This window comes from Caulobacter sp. RHG1 (genome assembly GCF_013181195.1).
Taxonomy (GTDB): Bacteria; Pseudomonadota; Alphaproteobacteria; order Caulobacterales; family Caulobacteraceae; genus Caulobacter.
Genome location: NZ_SMZP01000011.1, coordinates 66,432 through 83,506 on the forward strand (window position 1 = coordinate 66,432; position 17,075 = coordinate 83,506).

Here is a 17,075-nt window from a genome sequence, read left to right on the forward strand (position 1 = left end):
AGGCCGGGCCATGGAGTCGCCGCCCCGCAAGATCATCCATATCGACATGGACGCCTTCTATGCGTCGGTCGAACAGCGCGATGACCCCAACCTGCGCGGCAAGCCTGTTGTGGTCGGCTCGCCGGCCGCGCGCGGGGTAATCGCCGCGGCCAGCTACGAGGCGCGCCAGTTTGGGGTGCGCTCGGCCATGCCCTCCAGCACGGCGCTGCGCAAATGCCCGCAGTTGATCTTCGTGCCGCACCGGTTCGAGGTCTACCGGGCCGTCTCGCGCCAGATCCACGCGATCTTCGCTGACTTCACCGATCTCATCGAACCTTTGTCGCTGGACGAGGCCTATCTCGACGTCACCGCCGACAAGGCCGCTCTGGGCAACGCCACCGACACCGCCCGGCTGATCCGCCAGCGCATCCACGAGGCGACCGGCCTGACCGCCTCGGCGGGCGTCTCCTACAACAAGTTCCTAGCCAAGCTGGCCAGCGACCAGAACAAGCCCGACGGCCAGTTCGTGGTTGGTCCGGGCAAGGGCCAAGCCTTTGTCGCCAGCTTGCCGATCGGCCGGTTCTACGGGGTCGGCGAGGTCACCGAGCGCAAGATGAAGGCCCTCGGGATCGAGACCGGCGAAGACCTGCACCGCCAGAGCCTGGAGTTGCTGGTCCGCCATTTCGGCCGCTCGGGTCCCTGGTTTTACGGCGTCGCGCGCGGGATCGACGAGCGTCCGGTCAATCCCGATCGCGAGCGCAAGTCCTCGGGTTCAGAGACCACGTTCGAGACCGATCTTCTGGACACCACCCGGATCGAGGCCGAGGTCGCGGCCCTGGCCGACAAGGTGTTTTCCTGGTGCGAGACGGCCCAGGCCTACGGGCGCACCGCCACGGTCAAGATCAAGTATGCCGACTTCGAGCAGGCCACCCGCCGCCGGTCGCTGGCCGACGCCATCGTCGACGCCGCGACCTTGCGCCAGCTGGCCCGGGATCTGGTGCGCTCGGTCTATCCCCTGCGGGCCGGCGTGCGCCTTCTGGGCGTGACCGTCTCCAGCTTCGCCAGCGCGCCGCCGGCCGTCCAGGCCGCCCTCGTCTAGCTGCCTAGCGGAACGTCCAAGGCCGCACGATCAGGACCATGACCGTAAAGAGGCCCACGAACAGGGCCGGGCCAAAGAGCGGTGAGATGTCACGATCCACCGCCTGGACCAGGGTCGACAAGGCCGCGGTGGGCATAACCACCGCGAGGAGGCAGCCCAGCCAGGCGACAAGCTCGCGCCAAGGCCGAGAACCGGCCTTGGTCTCCTCCTCGTCATGATGCCAGCCCATGGGCCCCCTCCCGCGCCTTGAGCCACCGCGATCGGGCCGCCCGGTCACAATGAGATCGGCGACCACGGACCTCAAGTCGAAGCCAGGTATTGCGCGCCGAGCGAGATCGCCGCCGCAATCCGCGCGACTGACGACAATTTCCCGCCGAGGGCGCCGCACACACCCTATCTCGCCCCTAGCGACCTTTTAGCCACAACATGTAGGAATCCTATGGACCCATGTCGAGAATCGACAGATTCAGGTCATCAGCCCGTTTACTGCCCCTTCACCTTTGAGCGAAGCAGCCCATACTCATCGGGCGGAGGGGATGATTCTGTCCGTGACCTGCTGGGTTCAGCCAGCATTTGCCGCTCCGGACGGAAGTGGGCCTGCCCACGTCCAATCTAAATATCCTGGAGCATCTGGCGGCTAAGGCCGCCGGGGACCGGGGGGACGACCGCTGACTTGCCGGTCGATGAGGTCGCCCCCTCCGGAATGCCGACTCGTGAAAGCCGACGGCGATATCCTATGTCGCCGATGTGCGCGCGTACAGCTGTGCGTTCGCGTGGCGATCTCGAGTCCTTGGAAACCAAGCCGCTCCGGCTTCAACGGCGCGGCGACAGGACAGACAGCGCGCCGACAAAAGGTCGGGCGCTTCGAAGGAAACGCCATGAAGCTTGTCGAGCATTTCAAAGACTTTCTGAACGACACGGTGAACCTCAACACCACGCGGCTGACGCAGCTGGACAGCAGCGTCGCGGCGTTGAAGACGTTCATTTCCGGATCGAGCTGGGATCCGACCATCACGAGCTGGGCCGAACAGGGGTCCTGGGCCCACAAGACGATCATCAAGCCGGTGAACGAGCGCCCGTTCGACGCCGACGTGATGGTCTTCGTCAAGCCGGTCGCCGGCTGGGACGCCAAGCGCTACATCACCGAGCTGAAGGCGATCTTCCTGGCGAGCAACACCTATAAGGACAAGGTGTCGCGCAGCTCCCACTGCATCACGATCGAGTACGCCAAGGAGCGCAAGATCGACATCGCCCCGGTCGTGGTCGACCGCGACGGCGTCACGCGCCTTGAGGTCTGCAACGTCGACAGCAACAATTTCGAGCGGACCGAGCCGGGCCTCTATACGAACTGGCTGATCGAGCGCAACGGCTGGACCGGTGGCAATGGCCTGCGCAAGGTCACCCGGCTCTTGAAGTACCTGCGCGACATCAAGACCACCTTCACCTGCCCGTCGGTGCTGCTGACGACGTTGCTGGGCAACCAGATCAACATCTTCGACCAGTATTCGACCAGCGCCTTCACCGACACGCCGACCGCCCTGAAGACGATCGTCGGCCGGCTGGACGACTGGCTGCAGGGCAACCCGACCCTGCCTACCGTGGTCAACCCGGTCCTGACCAGCGAGGTGTTCAGCGCGGCCTGGGACGACACCAAGTACGCCAACTTCCGCGACAAGATCCATACCTACCGCGAGTGGATCGACGACGCCTATAACGAGGCTGATCGCGACGAGAGCATCGGCAAGTGGCAGCGCGTGTTCGGCGAGGAGTTCGCCGCCTCGGTGGCGATCGAACGGGCCGCTTCGGTCTCCAAGTCGGCGGACCTGTTCAAGGAGGCTTCGCACTCGGCGATCGCCGCGGCGACCGACCTGGTGGCCCGCTTCGCCCAGTTTGGTCGCACCGCCCTGCCCGACAACTTCGACCGCTTGCCCCACAAGCAGCGTCCGCGCTGGAAGGTGGCCGCGACCTCCACGTTCAACGTGACCGTGGCCGCCAGCCTGCACGACGGGCGTGGCGGACGCTGGGTCGAGACGGTCGAGGGCGAGCGCCGCTCTCCCTTGCCCAAGCACTACTGGATGCAGTTCCAGCTGCGCACCAGCACCGGCACGCCGCTGGCCGGCGACTACGATATCCACTGGCGGGTGACCAACACCGACCAGGAGGCCAACCGCGCCGGCTGCCTGCGAGGTGGTTTCGAGCGGTCCAACGACGGCAGCGCGCGCTGGGAGCAGTTGTCCTATCGCGGGGTGCACACGGTCGAGGGCTTCGTGGTGCGCAAGCGCGACCAGCAGTTGGTGGCCCAGAGCGCGCCGTTCTATGTGGTGATCGCCTGATGAACGCGCCGTTGAACGCCATCCCGGTTCGCCAGAACCAGGACGATCTGCTGAAGCTGCGGCGGGCCGTGTCGGTCATTTACGACACGGCCCAGGCCCTCGTCGTCTGCCAGGTCGCCCTGGCCGTCGCGGTCCCCATCCTCAGCGCCATCGCCACCTTGCTCTTTCCCGAGACCAAGACCTACGCGGTGGCGCTGGCCATGGGCCTGACCATTGCCGACGTGGCCTATCTGGATCGCCAACAGAAGGTGCTGCTTAAGCGCGCGGCCAAGATCTCCGAGGTGTTCGACACCACGGTGTTCGAGATGCCGTGGGACGGGTTCACGGTGGGTGAACGCCCCCGGCCCGAAGACATCAATGGGGCTGACGAGACGTTCCAGCGGCAAAAGAAAGTCCGCCGCTTGCGCGACTGGTACGCGCCGGTCGTCGACCAGGCGCCCATCTATCTGGCCCGGCTGATCTGCCAGCGCAGCAGCCTGTTCTACGATGTCGAGCTTCGCCGTTCCTACGCCACCGCCATTCGCGTTCTGGCGTTGGGGGTGTTTGTGGTGCTTGCGGCTGTGGGGCTTGTCGAAGAGCTGCCTACTCCGGATCTCGTCCTCTTCCTGGCGCTGTCGACGCCGCTGCAGACCTGGGCCTGGCGCGAGTCCTTCCGCCAGCGCGATACGGCCGAGGCCCAGGAGACGCTGATGCAACAGGCGCGCAAGGTCTGGGACGACGCCCTGGCCGACCGTTGCGGGGCCGACAATTGCGAGCTGCGCGCCCGTGAGTTCCAAAGCGCGATCTATCTGCGCCGCGCCACCGCGCCGATGTTCCTTCCCGGGGTCTACAAGCTGCGGCGGCCTGGCCTGGAGCTGCAGATGACCAAGACGGCCGCGGACTTCATCGCCGAGTACAAGGGCTCACCGGCCGCGGCCCGACACGCCGCGGAGGCGCGCTCATGATCACCGACATTTTCCAGGCCCGCTACGACCGGTCCTCGCTGGTGTTCTTCGAGTTTCAAACGGACGGCTTGCAGCCGTTCTTCATCCAATGCGCCCACATTCTCGAGGATCTGGCCCCAGCGCTCGGTCTGGACGAGGCGTTCTTCCGCAACGTCCATGACCGGTTGGCGCGCGAGTTTGGCGTGGGCCGGCTGATCGACGGTCTGCCCAACTACACCTACGCCTGCGGGGGTTATCTCGTGCGCCCTCGCGGCCTGACCAACGAGCCCTATGACGAGGCCGACGTCTTCCTGAAGCGTAAGTTCAGCCTGCTGGAGCTTTTGTTCCGCGCCGCCGAGGAGACCGTGGCCGCGCGCGAGGCGGCCTTCGTCCCGCCCGACCGACCGCGTGGCTTGTTTCGCCTCACCGCGCCGAAGGCCATGACCCCGTCGCTCGAAAGCCAGCGTCGCGCGCTCAACGCCGCGCTGACCGAACTGAACCAGCGTTTGCGCAATCAGCGCACTGGTCTGGCCTACCACAATGGTTTTCTCCACCTCGCGGACGACGCCCTGTCGACCGCGCGGACCACAGCGCCGTTCTGGGAGATCGTCGCCGCGCCCCGCTGGCGGGTCGTGGACGAGGAGATGAAGGCGGCGGTGGAACATCTGGACCGCACCGACCAGGACGCGGTGGTCCACGCCCTGTGCGCGCTGGAGAGCGCGATCAAGATCCTGTCGGACGATCACGGCTGGTCGACCGGCAAGGAGCGCGGCGCGGCCAATTTCATCGACAATCTGGCCGGCGAGCGCAGCAGCGCCTTTATCGCCCGCTGGGAGGCCGACGCCCTGCGGGCGCTCTATCGCGACATCCGCAATCCGCGCAGCCATGGAGGCGGTTCAGCGCCCCCTGCCCCGCTGAGCGCGGCGCAGCTGAAGTGGGTGGTCGAGACGGCGATGGGATGGATCAAAAGCCTGGTCACCCGCGAGGACCGCAAGCCAGCCCTGACCGGTTACGGGTCGGCGATGTAGGGACCGGCCATGCTGCAGGATGTCGCCACCGTCACGTCCGCGGATGCTATTTGGCTGGGCCGCCTTGTCCATTGGAAGGATCGCGCGACCTGGTTCGGCCCGCTGGGTGACTGGGTCCGTCCGTTCTTTCGTAAGGGCGCGTGGGAACGTCTGCAGCGTACGAGACCGAGGGATCTGCCTTGGGACGACTACGACTGGCTCGACGTCGTGCTTGCCCCAAAGCTGCTGGTTCAGATCGACACCGCCTTGGACCTGCTTGCCAATGCCCTGGAAGGTGCGGTTCTGCGGAGTTTCCACGGTTGTCGCGTTGCCGACGCCGGCGTCTATCACCGGGATGGACTTCGCCTGAACGATCCGACCCAGCGCGCTGAAGCGGTCCGCAGAATGGTGGCGGAGGACGAGGAACTCGCCTGGCTAAGGCCCACGATCGACGAGAAGCTAGCCCAGTGGGGCAGCCGTGAGCGCGACACGGGTCGTCTCTATGTCTGCGCCGATGACCAGCCACAACTCGATCGTATCGGCCACTACATGCTCTATGGCAGCGAGTGGGTGACCGCCCTGCTAGGCTTCTCGGCTCACCGCGCCTTGCGACGCCGGGGCGTACCAACCATGATTGAGGTCGACCTGCCGTTCAGAACAGCGGCGGCGAACACCCGGCGAGAGTTCGCGCGTAAACTTCTCCAGGAATGGGTGCGCGTCACAGTCAATGCGCCGACCTTCATTCCCAAGCTGGACTTCACCGTCACTGTGCAGGTCGACCTGCCGCCGGAGATGATTGTCGGACACTACCATCCCGAGGCGCTCAAGGACCCTTTCCGCCAGTTCGAGATCCACGAGACCGAAACACCCCACTGCCCCAGCTGCGCCGCTGACCGTTCCGCCTCTGGCGCGGCATTCGCCTAAGACTCCCGCGTGCCGAACAACAAAAATCAGCACTATGTCCCCCGCTGCCATCTCAAGCCCTTCACGGTCGATGGGCAGGGGCGTTGCATCAACCTCTTCAACCTGCCCCGAAGTGCGCCAATCGCCGACGCTCCGGTGAAGAACCAATGCTCGGGCGACTACTTCTATGGCGCCGACGAAAAGCTGGAATCGGCGATCAACTCTGTCGAAAACGGCTACGCAGGGCTGTTACCGGACATGCTGAACGTGAACGCCCGGGTCGACGCCCGGCTCAGGATCGTTCTCCAGCGCTTTATCTATCTGCAGCATCTGCGGACGGAGCTCTCGTCGCGCAACGCGGCGAAAATGCTGCTGGCGATGTACGATATCCCCGGCCAAACTGAGCCTACGCCGAATTTAAAGGATGCTGCGCGGCAAGCGGTTCATTCGTCGATGCTGGCCTACAGCGACACCATGCGAATGGTCGACGATCTGGCGGTCTGCATCATCCGGAACTCCAGCGGATCACCGTTCATCACGTCGGACAATCCGGCCATCGAAACCAATCGTTGGCACCTGCAAGACCCCCGTACGGCTGGTCGGGGCTTTGGAGCCGGCAGCGCCGGTGCGATCTTCCTGCTGCCACTCTCCCCAGATCGCCTGGCAATGCTCTATGACGCGGACGTTTACGCTATTCCTGAACGCGGAGGCGTCGTCGACCTGGTCAAACGGTCAGACGTGGAGGCTCTGAACGCCCACCAAGTCCTAAACTGTATGAGCAACCTCTACTTTCGCCGCTGGGAAGACCGTCCGCTTGTTACTGCACAAGCCTCAAGGGCGGCCCCCTACCGGCCTTCCACGCCGCATACCGTGCATCATGCCGTCCTGGCTGACCGGGATGGTTGGGGCGCTCGCTACGATGTCCAGGACCGTGAGACGTTGGAACCCGGCAGAGAGATTCTCATCCGCGTTGTGCCGAACGCGCCGCGCCCCATCGCCTGGCCCTCGTTCCTGAACCTTCGGCCTGACGGCGTCGTCTACTCGAACGGCACGGGCGCAGGTTTCAAACGATGGGGCGTCATCCAGGCCGGCTTCGTGTCCGGCCAGAACTATCGCCCTTACCGCGCCTAAGCCTGGCGACGAGCGGCGGCGTTCAATTCCCGCCCCTACGCCGCCCCCGTACAAACGCCCGGTCGGTGGCCATGAACCGCGCCAGCATCGGCGCCACCAGCCTGGCCGGTTCGGGCGCCTTGCCGCCGGTCTCGGCCGCGTGAGCCTGGGCATAGGCCAGCAGATCGCGATGGATGGCGGCCGGCAGGTCCAGGGTGATCTTGATCGGGGTCTCGTCCTCCAGGGGACCAAGCTTCAGTTTGCTCATGGGACCTTCCTTTCGACATAGGGTTCAAGAATCAGGTCGCGGGTCAGCAGCACCCGCAGGGGCGCGCCGGGGCGGATGGTCAGGGTCGGCGCCAGATCGAGAGATCGACCCACCGCTTGCTGGCCGACGCTGTTGGCCGTGTCGCGCCGGGCCCGCCGCAAGGCCCGCAGCAGATCGTCATCCTGGCGGGACGACCCGATCTCGGTTCCGATGGCCAGGAGCGTGCTGAGGCCGGCGGCAGCGAGCACCCGGCGGCCGTGACGATCGACGCCATCCTGCAGGCCGGCCATGCCCTGCTCATCGGCGCCCGGTAGCTTGTCCAGCACGATTGAGCGCCCCGACGGCAGGATCAGCCGCGTCCAGGTCACCGCCAAACGGGTCTGTCCGCCGCGCGCGCCGGCCTCGTACTCGCCGATCAGGCGGCCCCCGGCCGGGATCAGCAGGACGCCGCCCCCGAGACTGTCGAACACGTCCTGGGTCACCTGAGCGATGGCCAGACCCGAGACGTCCGACCGGAGCCCCGTAACCAAGGCCGCCGGAATGATCGCGCCGGCCTGTAGGATATAGGGCGAGGCCGGAGCCTGAAGGCGCTCGGCGCTGGTCGTGCGGGCATCGCCTCTCGCTTCCGCGGTCGGCGTCGCCGCCACCGCTGCCCCTGACGCCGTGACTGTCCGGCGCGACGAAGCGGGCAGGAAGAGACCGCTGACGATCGCCGCCTGGCGCGCGTCCCTTTCTGCCGCCCGACGCGGATCCGCCAGCGGTGTCGTGGCCGACCCCGGCGAGGCGTCAATCAGGTCCGGCGGTATCGTGGGCGTTCCACCGGCCTTAGCCCGGCTGGCGGCCAGGATCGGCCGCCCCAGGTCGCCGGGCAAGGGCGGCCCCAGCGCCGGCACGTGCGCGGGACCAACATAGCCGCCAGGCAAGGCGCTGACCTGTTCGGGCGGCTGAGGTGGGGTGAAGGTCGGTTCGCGCTCGGCAGGTTTGCGCTTTTCCATCAGCGACCAACCCAGCGCCCCAGCAAGCCCCACCGCCAGCACGACCGAAGCCACCATCAAGGCCCGCCGCGACACCCGCGCGACGGGGGCCGAAGCGGTCCGTAGTCGAAGCGTCTTGGCGACTTGGCTTTCGTGCGCGTCGCGGTCCTCGCTCATGGGGCCGGCTCCTGGATGACGTACTGAGGCTTAGCCTTACGAGTCAGGCGCACGGCGATCGCGCGCCGCTTGGCGCCCAGACGCAGCTCCGTGCGGTCGAACAGACGGTCCGTGACCAGACGCTGGCCCTCGATGCGGTAGTTGATCAGCTCAGCGGTCTTGCCGTCCGGGCCCAGGCGATAGAGCGGCGGCAGGTCCGAGACATCGATCCCAGGGCCGAACGCGACGAAGACCTTGCGGCCGTCGTCAAAGACCCGGATCGGACGCCAGGGCGGGTGGGTGCCTTCGATCTTATAGCCGATGTTGATGCGGCGCTCCGACGGCTCGGTCGGCGGCCTGTTTGCCGGGGTCGGCGGCGCGGCCACGAGCACGATCGGCGGCGGCGGATAGACCCAGGCCACTTGCGAAAGCCAGGTGCGCGCCGAGGCTCGAAGCTCAAGGTGGTAGGTGCGCCGGTCGGTGTTAATCAGGAGGTTGGTGGCCAGGTTCGCCGCCGTCGGCTTGACCAGAACGTGCACCCGCCGCGTGGCGCCCACGCCGCTGACGGTGTCGCCGATCACCCAGCGGGCGGTGTCGCCGGCGGCGATCGCGCCCTCGCCCACCAGGGCTTCTCCAGGCTCCAGGACGATGTCGGTGATGCGGCCGGGCGTGGCGATGATCGGATAGACCGTCTCTTCATCATAGATGAAGCGCTTGGGCCCGGCCGGAACCTGCAGCTGGGCCGGCGTCGCGGCCAGTACGCCCAGCGGCCAGGCCGCGGCGACCACGGCCACCATGAGGTCACGCCGCCTGGTCATGCGCCGTACTCCTTCGACCAGGCGATCGCCGAGACGAAGACGCCCAGCGGATTGGCGCGTAGCGCCTCGGCGGTGCGCGGCGGCTTGATCACCACGGTCAGGATCGCCGTCCAACGCTCGGTCGCGGCCAGTTGGCCCTCGGCGTAGCGCTTCTCGACCCAGGCAACCTGGAAGCTGGACGGCGTAGCGCGCACCACACTGGTCACCGTAACCGTCACCTGAGCACGGCCGACCTGGGCGAAGGGATCCTGACGACGGGCATGGTCAGACAGCACGGTCGCGCCCGCGGTGTCGACGAAGTCGTAGGCGCGTAGCCATCCCTGGCGCATGACCACCGGGTCGGTGGAGATGGTCCGCACATCGGCGATGAACCGCGCTAGGGTCCAGGCGATCATAGGATCGGTGGGTCGGGCGCCCTGCACGGCCGGGGCGGTGATCCGCGGCCCACCGTCGCGCGAAACCTCGACCACCCAGGGGGTCACCGACCCGCGCGTGGCTAGCCAGGTCAGGCCACCACCAAGGGCAAGATTGGACGCCAGCAGGCCAAGGGTCGCCAACCGCCAGTTGGCGGCCTGTACACGCGCTGCGCCCATCCGATCGTCCCAGGCCTGGCCGGCGCGTTGGTATGGGGTTTCCGGCTGAGGGGTCGCACCGTAGCGCGCCGATCCCTTGAAGGGGTTCATGATCAGTCCTCCTTGAGGCTGGGCGCGGCGCCGCCGCTGGATCCATCGCCGCTGCCGACGGCGTGCAAGGCCATGCCCGCGCCGTGGGCCAGGGCCTGCTTTTGGTGAAGATCGCGCGCCCAGGCGGGTGCATCAGTCGAACCGCCGCCGCCCTGATCACCGCCGGTGTCGCCACCGCCGGACCTGGAGGGCGACACGGTGCTGGCCGCGCCTTCGCCAGAGCCGCCGCCCTTGGGCGAGGATGGCCCCGAGGGACCGGGCGGGCCGGAGGGCGATGGCGGGCTTCCACCGCTCGGGCCTGCCAGCGGCGCACCGCCACCGGCCGCCCCCGCGCCAGCCAGGCCTTTGCCTAGAGCCGTCGTTCCAGCGACGGTCATCTGGGCGGCGGCCGCGCCGGCCATGGCCATGCCGCCGACCACCAGTCCCGTACCGACCGCCGCACCCGCGCCCAACTGCGGCGCGCCCGAGACCAGACCCGAGGCGATGCCGGGTCCGAAAATCGACAGCCCCAGGAGCGTCAGAGCCGCCAAGGCCATCGCCAGGACCTCTTCCAGGGTCGGCTGGCCGGTAGAGGCGCTGGTGAATTCCGAGAACAACGACGAGCCGATGCCGACGATCACCGCCAGCACCATGACCTTCACGCCCGAGGCGATGACATTGCCGAGCACCTTCTCGGCCAGAAAGGCGGTGCGGCCGAAGAGGCCGAAGGGGACGAGCACGAAGCCGGCCAGGCTGACGAGCTTGAACTCGATCAGCACTACGAAGACCTGCACGGCGATGATGAAGAAGGCGACGATCACCAGCAGCGCCACGGCCAGAAGAATGACGATCTGGACGATGTTCTCGAAGAACCCGGGAAACCCGCCCAATTCGGCGGCCGCTTGCAAAATCGGTTTGCACGCCTCGATCCCAAGCGCGGCCAGTTTGCCCGGCCGCAGGAAGTCTTCGGCCGAAGCGCCGGCGGCGCTGGCCTTGAGCCCCAGCCCCGCGAAGCTGCGCATCACGATGCTGCTCAGGGTCTGGAAGTTGCCGATCAGGAAGGCGAAGAACCCGACGTACAGGGTCTTCTTGATCAGCCGGGCCAGGATGTCTTCGCCCTGCGACCACGCCCAGAAGAGCGCCGCCAGGGTCACATCGATGGCCACCAGGGTGGTCGAGAGAAACGCGACCTCACCGCCCAGCAACCCAAAGCCGCTGTCGATGTAGGTGTTGAAGGTGTCGGTGAAGAGGTCGCGCAGCACCGAACCGCCCGCTGCGACGTAGTCGTCCAGGCCCACGAAGCGCACCCGGCGGTCGTCGGCGCCGACCTTCATCTCCGTCATGGCGCGACGGATGGCGAAGGGCTGACGGTTATGCGGCGCCATCTGCTCATAGACCTGCATCTGGCGGACAGGGTCGGGATTGACCGCGAAGGCCGTGACCTGTTCGAGGGTCAGGGTCTCTTCGCGGTAAAGGTCGAGCAAGGCGGGGGCGACCGCCCCCAGGCGCAGCCGCTGGCGCACGACGTCGGGCTTGATCCCGTGGCGCGCGGCGATCTCCTCGGCGCCGTAGCCCTTGCGCTCGGCCATATCCTTGAAGGCTTCGAACTCGTCGGCGGGATGCAGCCGTTCACGGCTGAAATTCTCGTCCAGCGACACCTCCGCCGGGTCGTTGGTGGTGTCGACCACGCAGCGGACCGGCGCGCCATTGGCCAGCGCCTTGCGCTTGGCCAGCAGGCGCAAGGCTTGGCGGCGGCCTTCGCCCGCGCTGACGAGATAGTAGCCGGTCTCCTGGCCGTCCTTGACCTCCGGCTCGACGACGAGCGGCTGCAGGACGCCCTTGTAGGTGATCGAGGCCGCGCGGGATTCGATCACCTCGGCGCTGTGGCCGACCCGGCGGACATTCTTGGGCGAGGCCTTCAGACGATTGAGGGGGATGTCGCGAACTTCGCCGTATTGCACGACGACCTGCGCGGGTCGCGAGGCCTTGAGGCTCGCAAATGCTGCTGAGGTGGACATGATGTGCCTCCTTGGGGCTGGGTTGCAGGCGCAAGGCGCGCCTGAAACCCTGCCAAGCGGCGAGCGCGGGTGTGCAAGCGGAGGGGCGCCTTCGCGGGGACCCGGCTGCAGGGCGCGCCCTGTCGCGGTGTCGACCTGTCGTCACGCCCGAAGCTGGGCGGAAGGCGATCCGAAGCGCGCCGAGGGCGGAGCCCTAAGCCCGGCCGCGAAAAGCGGCTTGAAGAAAGAAAAGGCGTCCGCCGCCCAGCGCGCGGTGATGGCTTTTGCAGCACCCAAAACGCCGGATTGGAACAGCACGGGGCGCGGCCCATCCGAATCCGGCCGTCGCAGAGATGGTCCCTCGCGCGGCCCCCGGGGGGCGATGGCTCGTCGTGAAAGGATCGACCTCAGAGCGGTCGCAGGCCTAGACGCCGTCAGGCGGCGGCGGCCGGCCTGACGATGGGCGCGGCGGTCGTCCTGGCGCGCTTGGCCTCCACGCGTTGGGCGAACGACCAAGCGTCAGCCAGGATCTCGGCGGCGACGGCCTCGTTGATCGCCGCCAGACGCAGCAGGACGATGCCCGACTTGCGCCGCCGCCCCGGCTCGCAGGCTATGCCGTCACTCAGCGACAGCGCCCAGGCCTGGCGCGCGGGGGAGATCTTGGCCACCGCCCAGCCGGGCACCGGCCAGCCCAGGGTCGCCAAGGCCTTGCCGCCCGCCCGGAACTGCACGGTCTCGAGGATGGCCTTGGCCTGGATATTCGGTCCCAGGGCCAGGGCCAGGGCGGTGAAATCGTCAGGGGTCATCGGATCCTCGCTGCGGCGCGGATCAAAATCCGAGTCGTCGCCGCGATGCAAAAGTCATCGGGCGGCACGACAGATCCGGTCGTCCCCAGCCGGTGGGGTGGTGGCCCAAGCCTCAGCCCCGAGGTTACGATCTGGCCGCGGCCATCGCCACCACGCCGGCAACCTCAAGGTGGGTCCGGCGATCTCGACCGGTACGCGACAGGCCTGCTATGGCCACGCTTAGATTGTGGAGCGATCGTCGATGAAGTGGATCAACGCCAAGAACCTGGAGACCTGGGCTGGCACAGCCCAAGGCCCGATCAATCTGCCGGGCCTGGTGGGCGCCCTGATCCGCGCCACGGTCACCAACCTCTCCCACTACCGCTTCCCCGAAGGCGACAAGGGCAAGGTGCGCGGCTTCGACGGCGTGGTCGAAACCATCACCACCAGCGCCTTCGTACCGGACGGTCGCTCGATCTGGGAATTTGGGGTCGAGAAGACCATCTCGACCAAGGCTTGGTCCGACTTCGACAAGCGTTCGAAGGCGATTCCGGAGGACGAGCGCAAGGACCTGAGCTTTGTCTTCGTCACGCCCCAGACCTGGGACACCCCCAGGGAAAAGCTGCACGATCTCATCGACGAGATGAAGGCGGCCTATGTCTGGAAGGACGTTCGCCTGATCGACGGCTCGCAGCTGGAGACATGGCTGGACGAGCGCCCGGCCGTGGCCTCGCGCTGGGCCCGCGAGGTGATCGGCAACTACCCCAAGTCCGGCGCCCTGAGCACCGACGAGTTCTGGGAGGCCTATTCTCGCCGGTTCGACCCGCAGCTGACCGAGGACGTCCTCCTGGCCGGCCGAGACGCCGCCGCCGCCGACCTGGTGAAGGCGCTGCTGGGAGATCCCGGCCGCTATCCGCTGATGGCCGACTCCCCCACCGAGGTCATCGCCTTCGCCGTCGCGGCCATCCGGCGCGCGCCGGCCAAAGAGCGCGACCATCTCGAGGCGCGCACCTTGGTCTTGAAGCACGAGGAGGTCGCCGCGGACCTGGCGGGCTACAAAAACCTGGTGTTCTTGCCCATGGGCAGCGCCGTCGGCCTGGCCGGCCTCCTGTCCAACGACGGTCCAACGGTGGTGGCTCTGGGCCAGGACCAGAAGGGCCGCCGCGAGAGCACCCTGCCCCGCCCGAGCGCCGACGAAATGGCCAAGGCGCTGGAGACGATGGGCTTCGATAGCGCCAAGAGCCGGGCGCTGGGCAAGGCCGTGGGCCGGAGCGTGACGATCCTGGAACGCCAGATTGCCTCGGCCAATGTCGAGCGGCCGCGCTGGGCCAAGCTGGGACGCGCCCTGCTTCCGGCCATGCTGGCCGGGGCCTGGAACGCCAACCTCGAACCCGACCGCGAACGCCTGGCCGACCTCAACGCCCCGGGCAGTTACCTCGAACTGCTCAGGACCCTGCAGCCCCTGACCGCAGAGCAGGATCCGTTCATCGAGCAGGAACACCCGATCTGGCTGACGCGCGCGCCCGTCGACGCCTTCATCCAGCTTGGCAGCCTTCTGACCCTGGAAGACCTGGAACGCCTGGAGAAGATCGCCACCACCGTGTTCTCCGAGGTGGTCGCGCCCTCGGACGCGCCGTTCGCGCCTCACAACGACGGCTACGCCCACAGCGACTTCCTGAGACAAGGTCTGGCCCAGACGCTGCTGCAGATCGCGATGCTGCACGACGAGGCCCGCCTGACGGTGCCGCACAAGACGCCTCAGGCCTTCGTCAACGACCTGATCAGCAATCTGCCGGGCCTGCGGACGGACACCCGGCTGATGGCCAGCCTGCGCGACGAACTGATCGTCCTGGCGGAGGCCGCCCCCGACCCTTTCCTCTCGGCCCTCGAGCACTTGCTCGAGGGGAAACAGCCCAAGGCCCTAGCCCTTTTTGACGAAAGCCCCGACATCTTCGGCCGCTCGGGCCCCTACTCGAACGTGCTCTGGGCTCTCGAAGCCCTGGCCTGGCCCAGTGAGCTTTTCCCGCGCGTCGCCCTGGTGCTGGCGCGGCTCGCCGAGATCGACCCGGGCGGTCGATACGCCAACCGCCCCAAGAGCACCCTGCGGTCCATCTTCCTGCTCTGGAATCCTGGAACCAACGCCACCTGGGAAGAGCGCCAGGACGCCTTGTCGATCGTGGTGGAAACCTACCCCGCGGTCGGCTGGACGCTACTGCTGAGCCTTTTGCCAGGCCGCCACGAGTCCGCCCTGGCCACGGTACGCCCACGGTTCCGCGACGGAGGCGGCCGCAGTGAACACGTGACCAACGCCATGGTCGGCCAGGGTGCGCGCCACGTGGCCGATCTGCTCATCGACCATGCCGGACTCGACGCCGAGCGCTGGACGGCGCTGATCCGCCGCCTCACCGATCTTCCCCCTGAGTATCGCGCCAAGGTCTTCGAGGGCCTCGACGCGGCGCGTCCGCAGCTGCCCGCCGACGCCAAGGCCGCGATCTGGGAGGCGTTGCGCAAGGAGCTGCGCCGTCATGAAGCGTTTGCCTCGACGGCCTGGGCGATCCCCGCCGAGGAATTGCGGGCCTATCAGGAGGTTACCCAACGCTTCGGCGTCGAGGATATCCTGGTGACGACGCGCACGTTGTTCACCGAGCTGCCGCTGGCGATGAACGACTTCGACCAGGCCATGGCCGACCTTAAGATCAAGCGCCGCGACGCCTTGAGGGAGCTCCACGCCGCGTTGGGTGTCCCCGGCATCCTGGCGCTGGCGCGTATCAATGTTGAGGTCAGCTACGATGTGGCCGTAGCGGCCGTCGAAATCCTGGAAACGCCCGAGGCCGTATTCGAGCTCTTCGAAGCCGCGCGTCACGATCCGGCGCTGCGTCCGTTCGCCATCATGCTCAGCGGCATCAGCTACAATAGCTGGCGCGACAGACCCGAACGGCAGATCGCGTGGCGCGACGTCGTTCGTACGATGCATGACTTCGGCGCCCCCCCACCTGATATCGCCAGCGTGTGTTTCCATTGGCCCGACACGCCCGAGACCTGGTCGTTCCTGATCGATCTCGACGGCGAAGTGGCCCTCGCCTACTGGCGTGAAAAGCCCGCCGTATCCGTGGCTCTCGAACATCTGATCGCCGCCATCCTGTTCTATCTGGCGGTCGAACGCGGCAGCGCGGCCTTGCGGGTCGCCCACAATCACCGCGACCAGGTCCCCGCCGCCCTGATCCTGAACATGCTCGACACGCTGGTCCTGGAGATCAATGCCGGCCGCGTTCAGCCCGACACCATGACCGGCTTCTATGTCGAAGGGGCCCTGGACGCGCTCGACAAGGCCGCTGACGCCGACGCACACGACATCGCCCGGCGGGAATTTTCCCTGTTGTCGGTGATCGAGTACGGCTCGCGCCACTTGGCGCTGCAACGCCTGATGGCCACTGACCCGTTTTTCTTCTTCAGCCTCATCCAAACCGTCTTCCGCGGTGAGGGCGATCCGGTGCGCGAGGAGCCGTCGGAGCAGGAGGTCAACGTCGCGACCCTGTGCTTCCGCCTTCTGATGAAGTTCGACACCCTCCCCGGCTCTGGCGAGGACGGCGTGGACGCCGCCGCGCTCGCCGCCTGGGTCGACGGGGTGCGCCAGCTCGGTCGGGAAAATGCCCGCGGCCCGATCACCGACCAGTATGTCGGCCAGGCCCTGGCCAATTCCCACGAGGTCCAGCCATTCTGGCCCGGCGTCATCGTCGCGGCCGAGATTGAACGCGCGCAGAACCAAGATGTCGACACCGGCGTCGAGGTTGGTCGATTCAACCAGCGCGGCGTCACATCCCGGGGCATGGACGACGGCGGCGCCCAGGAATGGACGCTCGTCGAGCGCTACCAAGCCTGGGCTAAAGCCGCGCGCGGCTATCCCAGAACGGTCAAGATTCTAGAGTCCATCGCCGAGACCTATAGAGGCACGGCTGAGCGCGAGGACCGCGAAGTTCGCCTGCGCAATGCCCGCGACTAGTCGGATTTCTGGACGTCGCGGCGCCGAGCCTGCCTGGGTCGCTAGCCGCCGCCAGCGACGC

General features: G+C 67.1%; 14 protein-coding genes and 1 pseudogene. 7 read left to right on the plus strand and 8 right to left on the minus strand.

The features are described 5' to 3' along the window. Window positions 1-10 precede the first annotated feature (10 nt). Entirely contained in the window at window positions 11-1,078 is a 1,068-nt protein-coding gene (gene dinB, locus E1H18_RS25160) for a DNA polymerase IV (protein ID WP_172274633.1), read from the plus strand. A gap of 4 nt (window positions 1,079-1,082) precedes the next feature. On the opposite strand, the gene E1H18_RS25165 is transcribed toward dinB, so the two are convergent. Further along, complete coding sequence (locus E1H18_RS25165; protein ID WP_172274636.1) at window positions 1,083-1,307, minus strand: hypothetical protein; 225 nt, start codon at window positions 1,305-1,307, stop codon at window positions 1,083-1,085. 649 nt (window positions 1,308-1,956) lie between these two features. On the opposite strand from E1H18_RS25165, the gene E1H18_RS25170 reads away from it, so the two are divergent. Genes E1H18_RS25170 through E1H18_RS25190 form a run of 5 tightly spaced genes read left to right on the plus strand, consistent with a single transcriptional unit; the run spans window position 1,957 to window position 7,375 of the window. Next, a complete protein-coding gene (locus E1H18_RS25170; RefSeq protein WP_172274637.1) occupies window positions 1,957-3,411 on the plus strand; it encodes a cyclic GMP-AMP synthase DncV-like nucleotidyltransferase in 1,455 nt (484 codons plus the stop codon). After that, complete coding sequence (locus tag E1H18_RS25175; protein WP_172274640.1) at window positions 3,411-4,355, plus strand: S-4TM family putative pore-forming effector; 945 nt, start codon at window positions 3,411-3,413, stop codon at window positions 4,353-4,355. The genes E1H18_RS25170 and E1H18_RS25175 overlap by 1 nt, the downstream gene beginning before the upstream one ends. Beyond that, window positions 4,352-5,362: a hypothetical protein gene (locus E1H18_RS25180; RefSeq protein WP_172274642.1), complete on the plus strand. Its 1,011-nt coding sequence runs from the start codon at window positions 4,352-4,354 to the stop codon at window positions 5,360-5,362. Before E1H18_RS25175 ends, E1H18_RS25180 begins: the two co-directional genes overlap by 4 nt. 9 nt (window positions 5,363-5,371) lie before the next feature. After that, window positions 5,372-6,265 carry a hypothetical protein gene (locus E1H18_RS25185; protein ID WP_172274645.1) on the plus strand — a complete coding sequence of 298 codons (894 nt, stop codon included), beginning with the start codon at window positions 5,372-5,374 and terminating at the stop codon, window positions 6,263-6,265. Between the two features lie 9 nt (window positions 6,266-6,274). Next, complete coding sequence (locus E1H18_RS25190) at window positions 6,275-7,375, plus strand: DUF4238 domain-containing protein (protein WP_172274648.1); 1,101 nt, start codon at window positions 6,275-6,277, stop codon at window positions 7,373-7,375. Between the two features lie 22 nt (window positions 7,376-7,397). On the opposite strand, the gene E1H18_RS25195 is transcribed toward E1H18_RS25190, so the two are convergent. The 7 genes and pseudogenes from E1H18_RS25195 to E1H18_RS25220 all read right to left on the minus strand — a co-directional run bounded on the left by E1H18_RS25195 (window position 7,398) and on the right by E1H18_RS25220 (window position 13,035). After that, a complete protein-coding gene (locus E1H18_RS25195) occupies window positions 7,398-7,622 on the minus strand; it encodes a DUF2274 domain-containing protein (protein ID WP_172274651.1) in 225 nt (74 codons plus the stop codon). After that, window positions 7,619-8,773, minus strand: a complete 1,155-nt coding sequence (locus tag E1H18_RS25200; RefSeq protein WP_172274653.1) for a TrbI/VirB10 family protein — start codon at window positions 8,771-8,773, stop codon at window positions 7,619-7,621. Before E1H18_RS25200 ends, E1H18_RS25195 begins: the two co-directional genes overlap by 4 nt. Next, a complete protein-coding gene (trbG, locus tag E1H18_RS25205; RefSeq protein WP_172274656.1) occupies window positions 8,770-9,570 on the minus strand; it encodes a P-type conjugative transfer protein TrbG in 801 nt (266 codons plus the stop codon). Before trbG ends, E1H18_RS25200 begins: the two co-directional genes overlap by 4 nt. Then, entirely contained in the window at window positions 9,567-10,253 is a 687-nt protein-coding gene (gene trbF, locus E1H18_RS25210) for a conjugal transfer protein TrbF (protein WP_172274659.1), read from the minus strand. Before trbF ends, trbG begins: the two co-directional genes overlap by 4 nt. A 2-nt stretch (window positions 10,254-10,255) precedes the next feature. Continuing rightward, window positions 10,256-11,566 (minus strand): P-type conjugative transfer protein TrbL, encoded by a 1,311-nt coding sequence (gene trbL, locus E1H18_RS27025; RefSeq protein ID WP_370526599.1) that lies wholly within the window; start codon window positions 11,564-11,566, stop codon window positions 10,256-10,258. A 318-nt stretch (window positions 11,567-11,884) separates the two neighbouring features. Beyond that, window positions 11,885-12,250 (minus strand): annotated as a pseudogene (locus E1H18_RS27030) (ParB/Srx family N-terminal domain-containing protein); the annotation flags it as partial. Window positions 12,251-12,663: 413 nt separating this feature from the next. After that, window positions 12,664-13,035 (minus strand): MmcQ/YjbR family DNA-binding protein, encoded by a 372-nt coding sequence (locus E1H18_RS25220; RefSeq protein WP_172274665.1) that lies wholly within the window; start codon window positions 13,033-13,035, stop codon window positions 12,664-12,666. A 241-nt stretch (window positions 13,036-13,276) separates the two neighbouring features. On the opposite strand from E1H18_RS25220, the gene E1H18_RS25225 reads away from it, so the two are divergent. Beyond that, the gene (locus E1H18_RS25225; RefSeq protein WP_172274668.1) at window positions 13,277-17,014 is read left to right on the plus strand and encodes a hypothetical protein; all 3,738 of its coding nucleotides are present in this window, start codon (window positions 13,277-13,279) and stop codon (window positions 17,012-17,014) included. The last annotated feature ends 61 nt before the right edge of the window (window positions 17,015-17,075 follow it).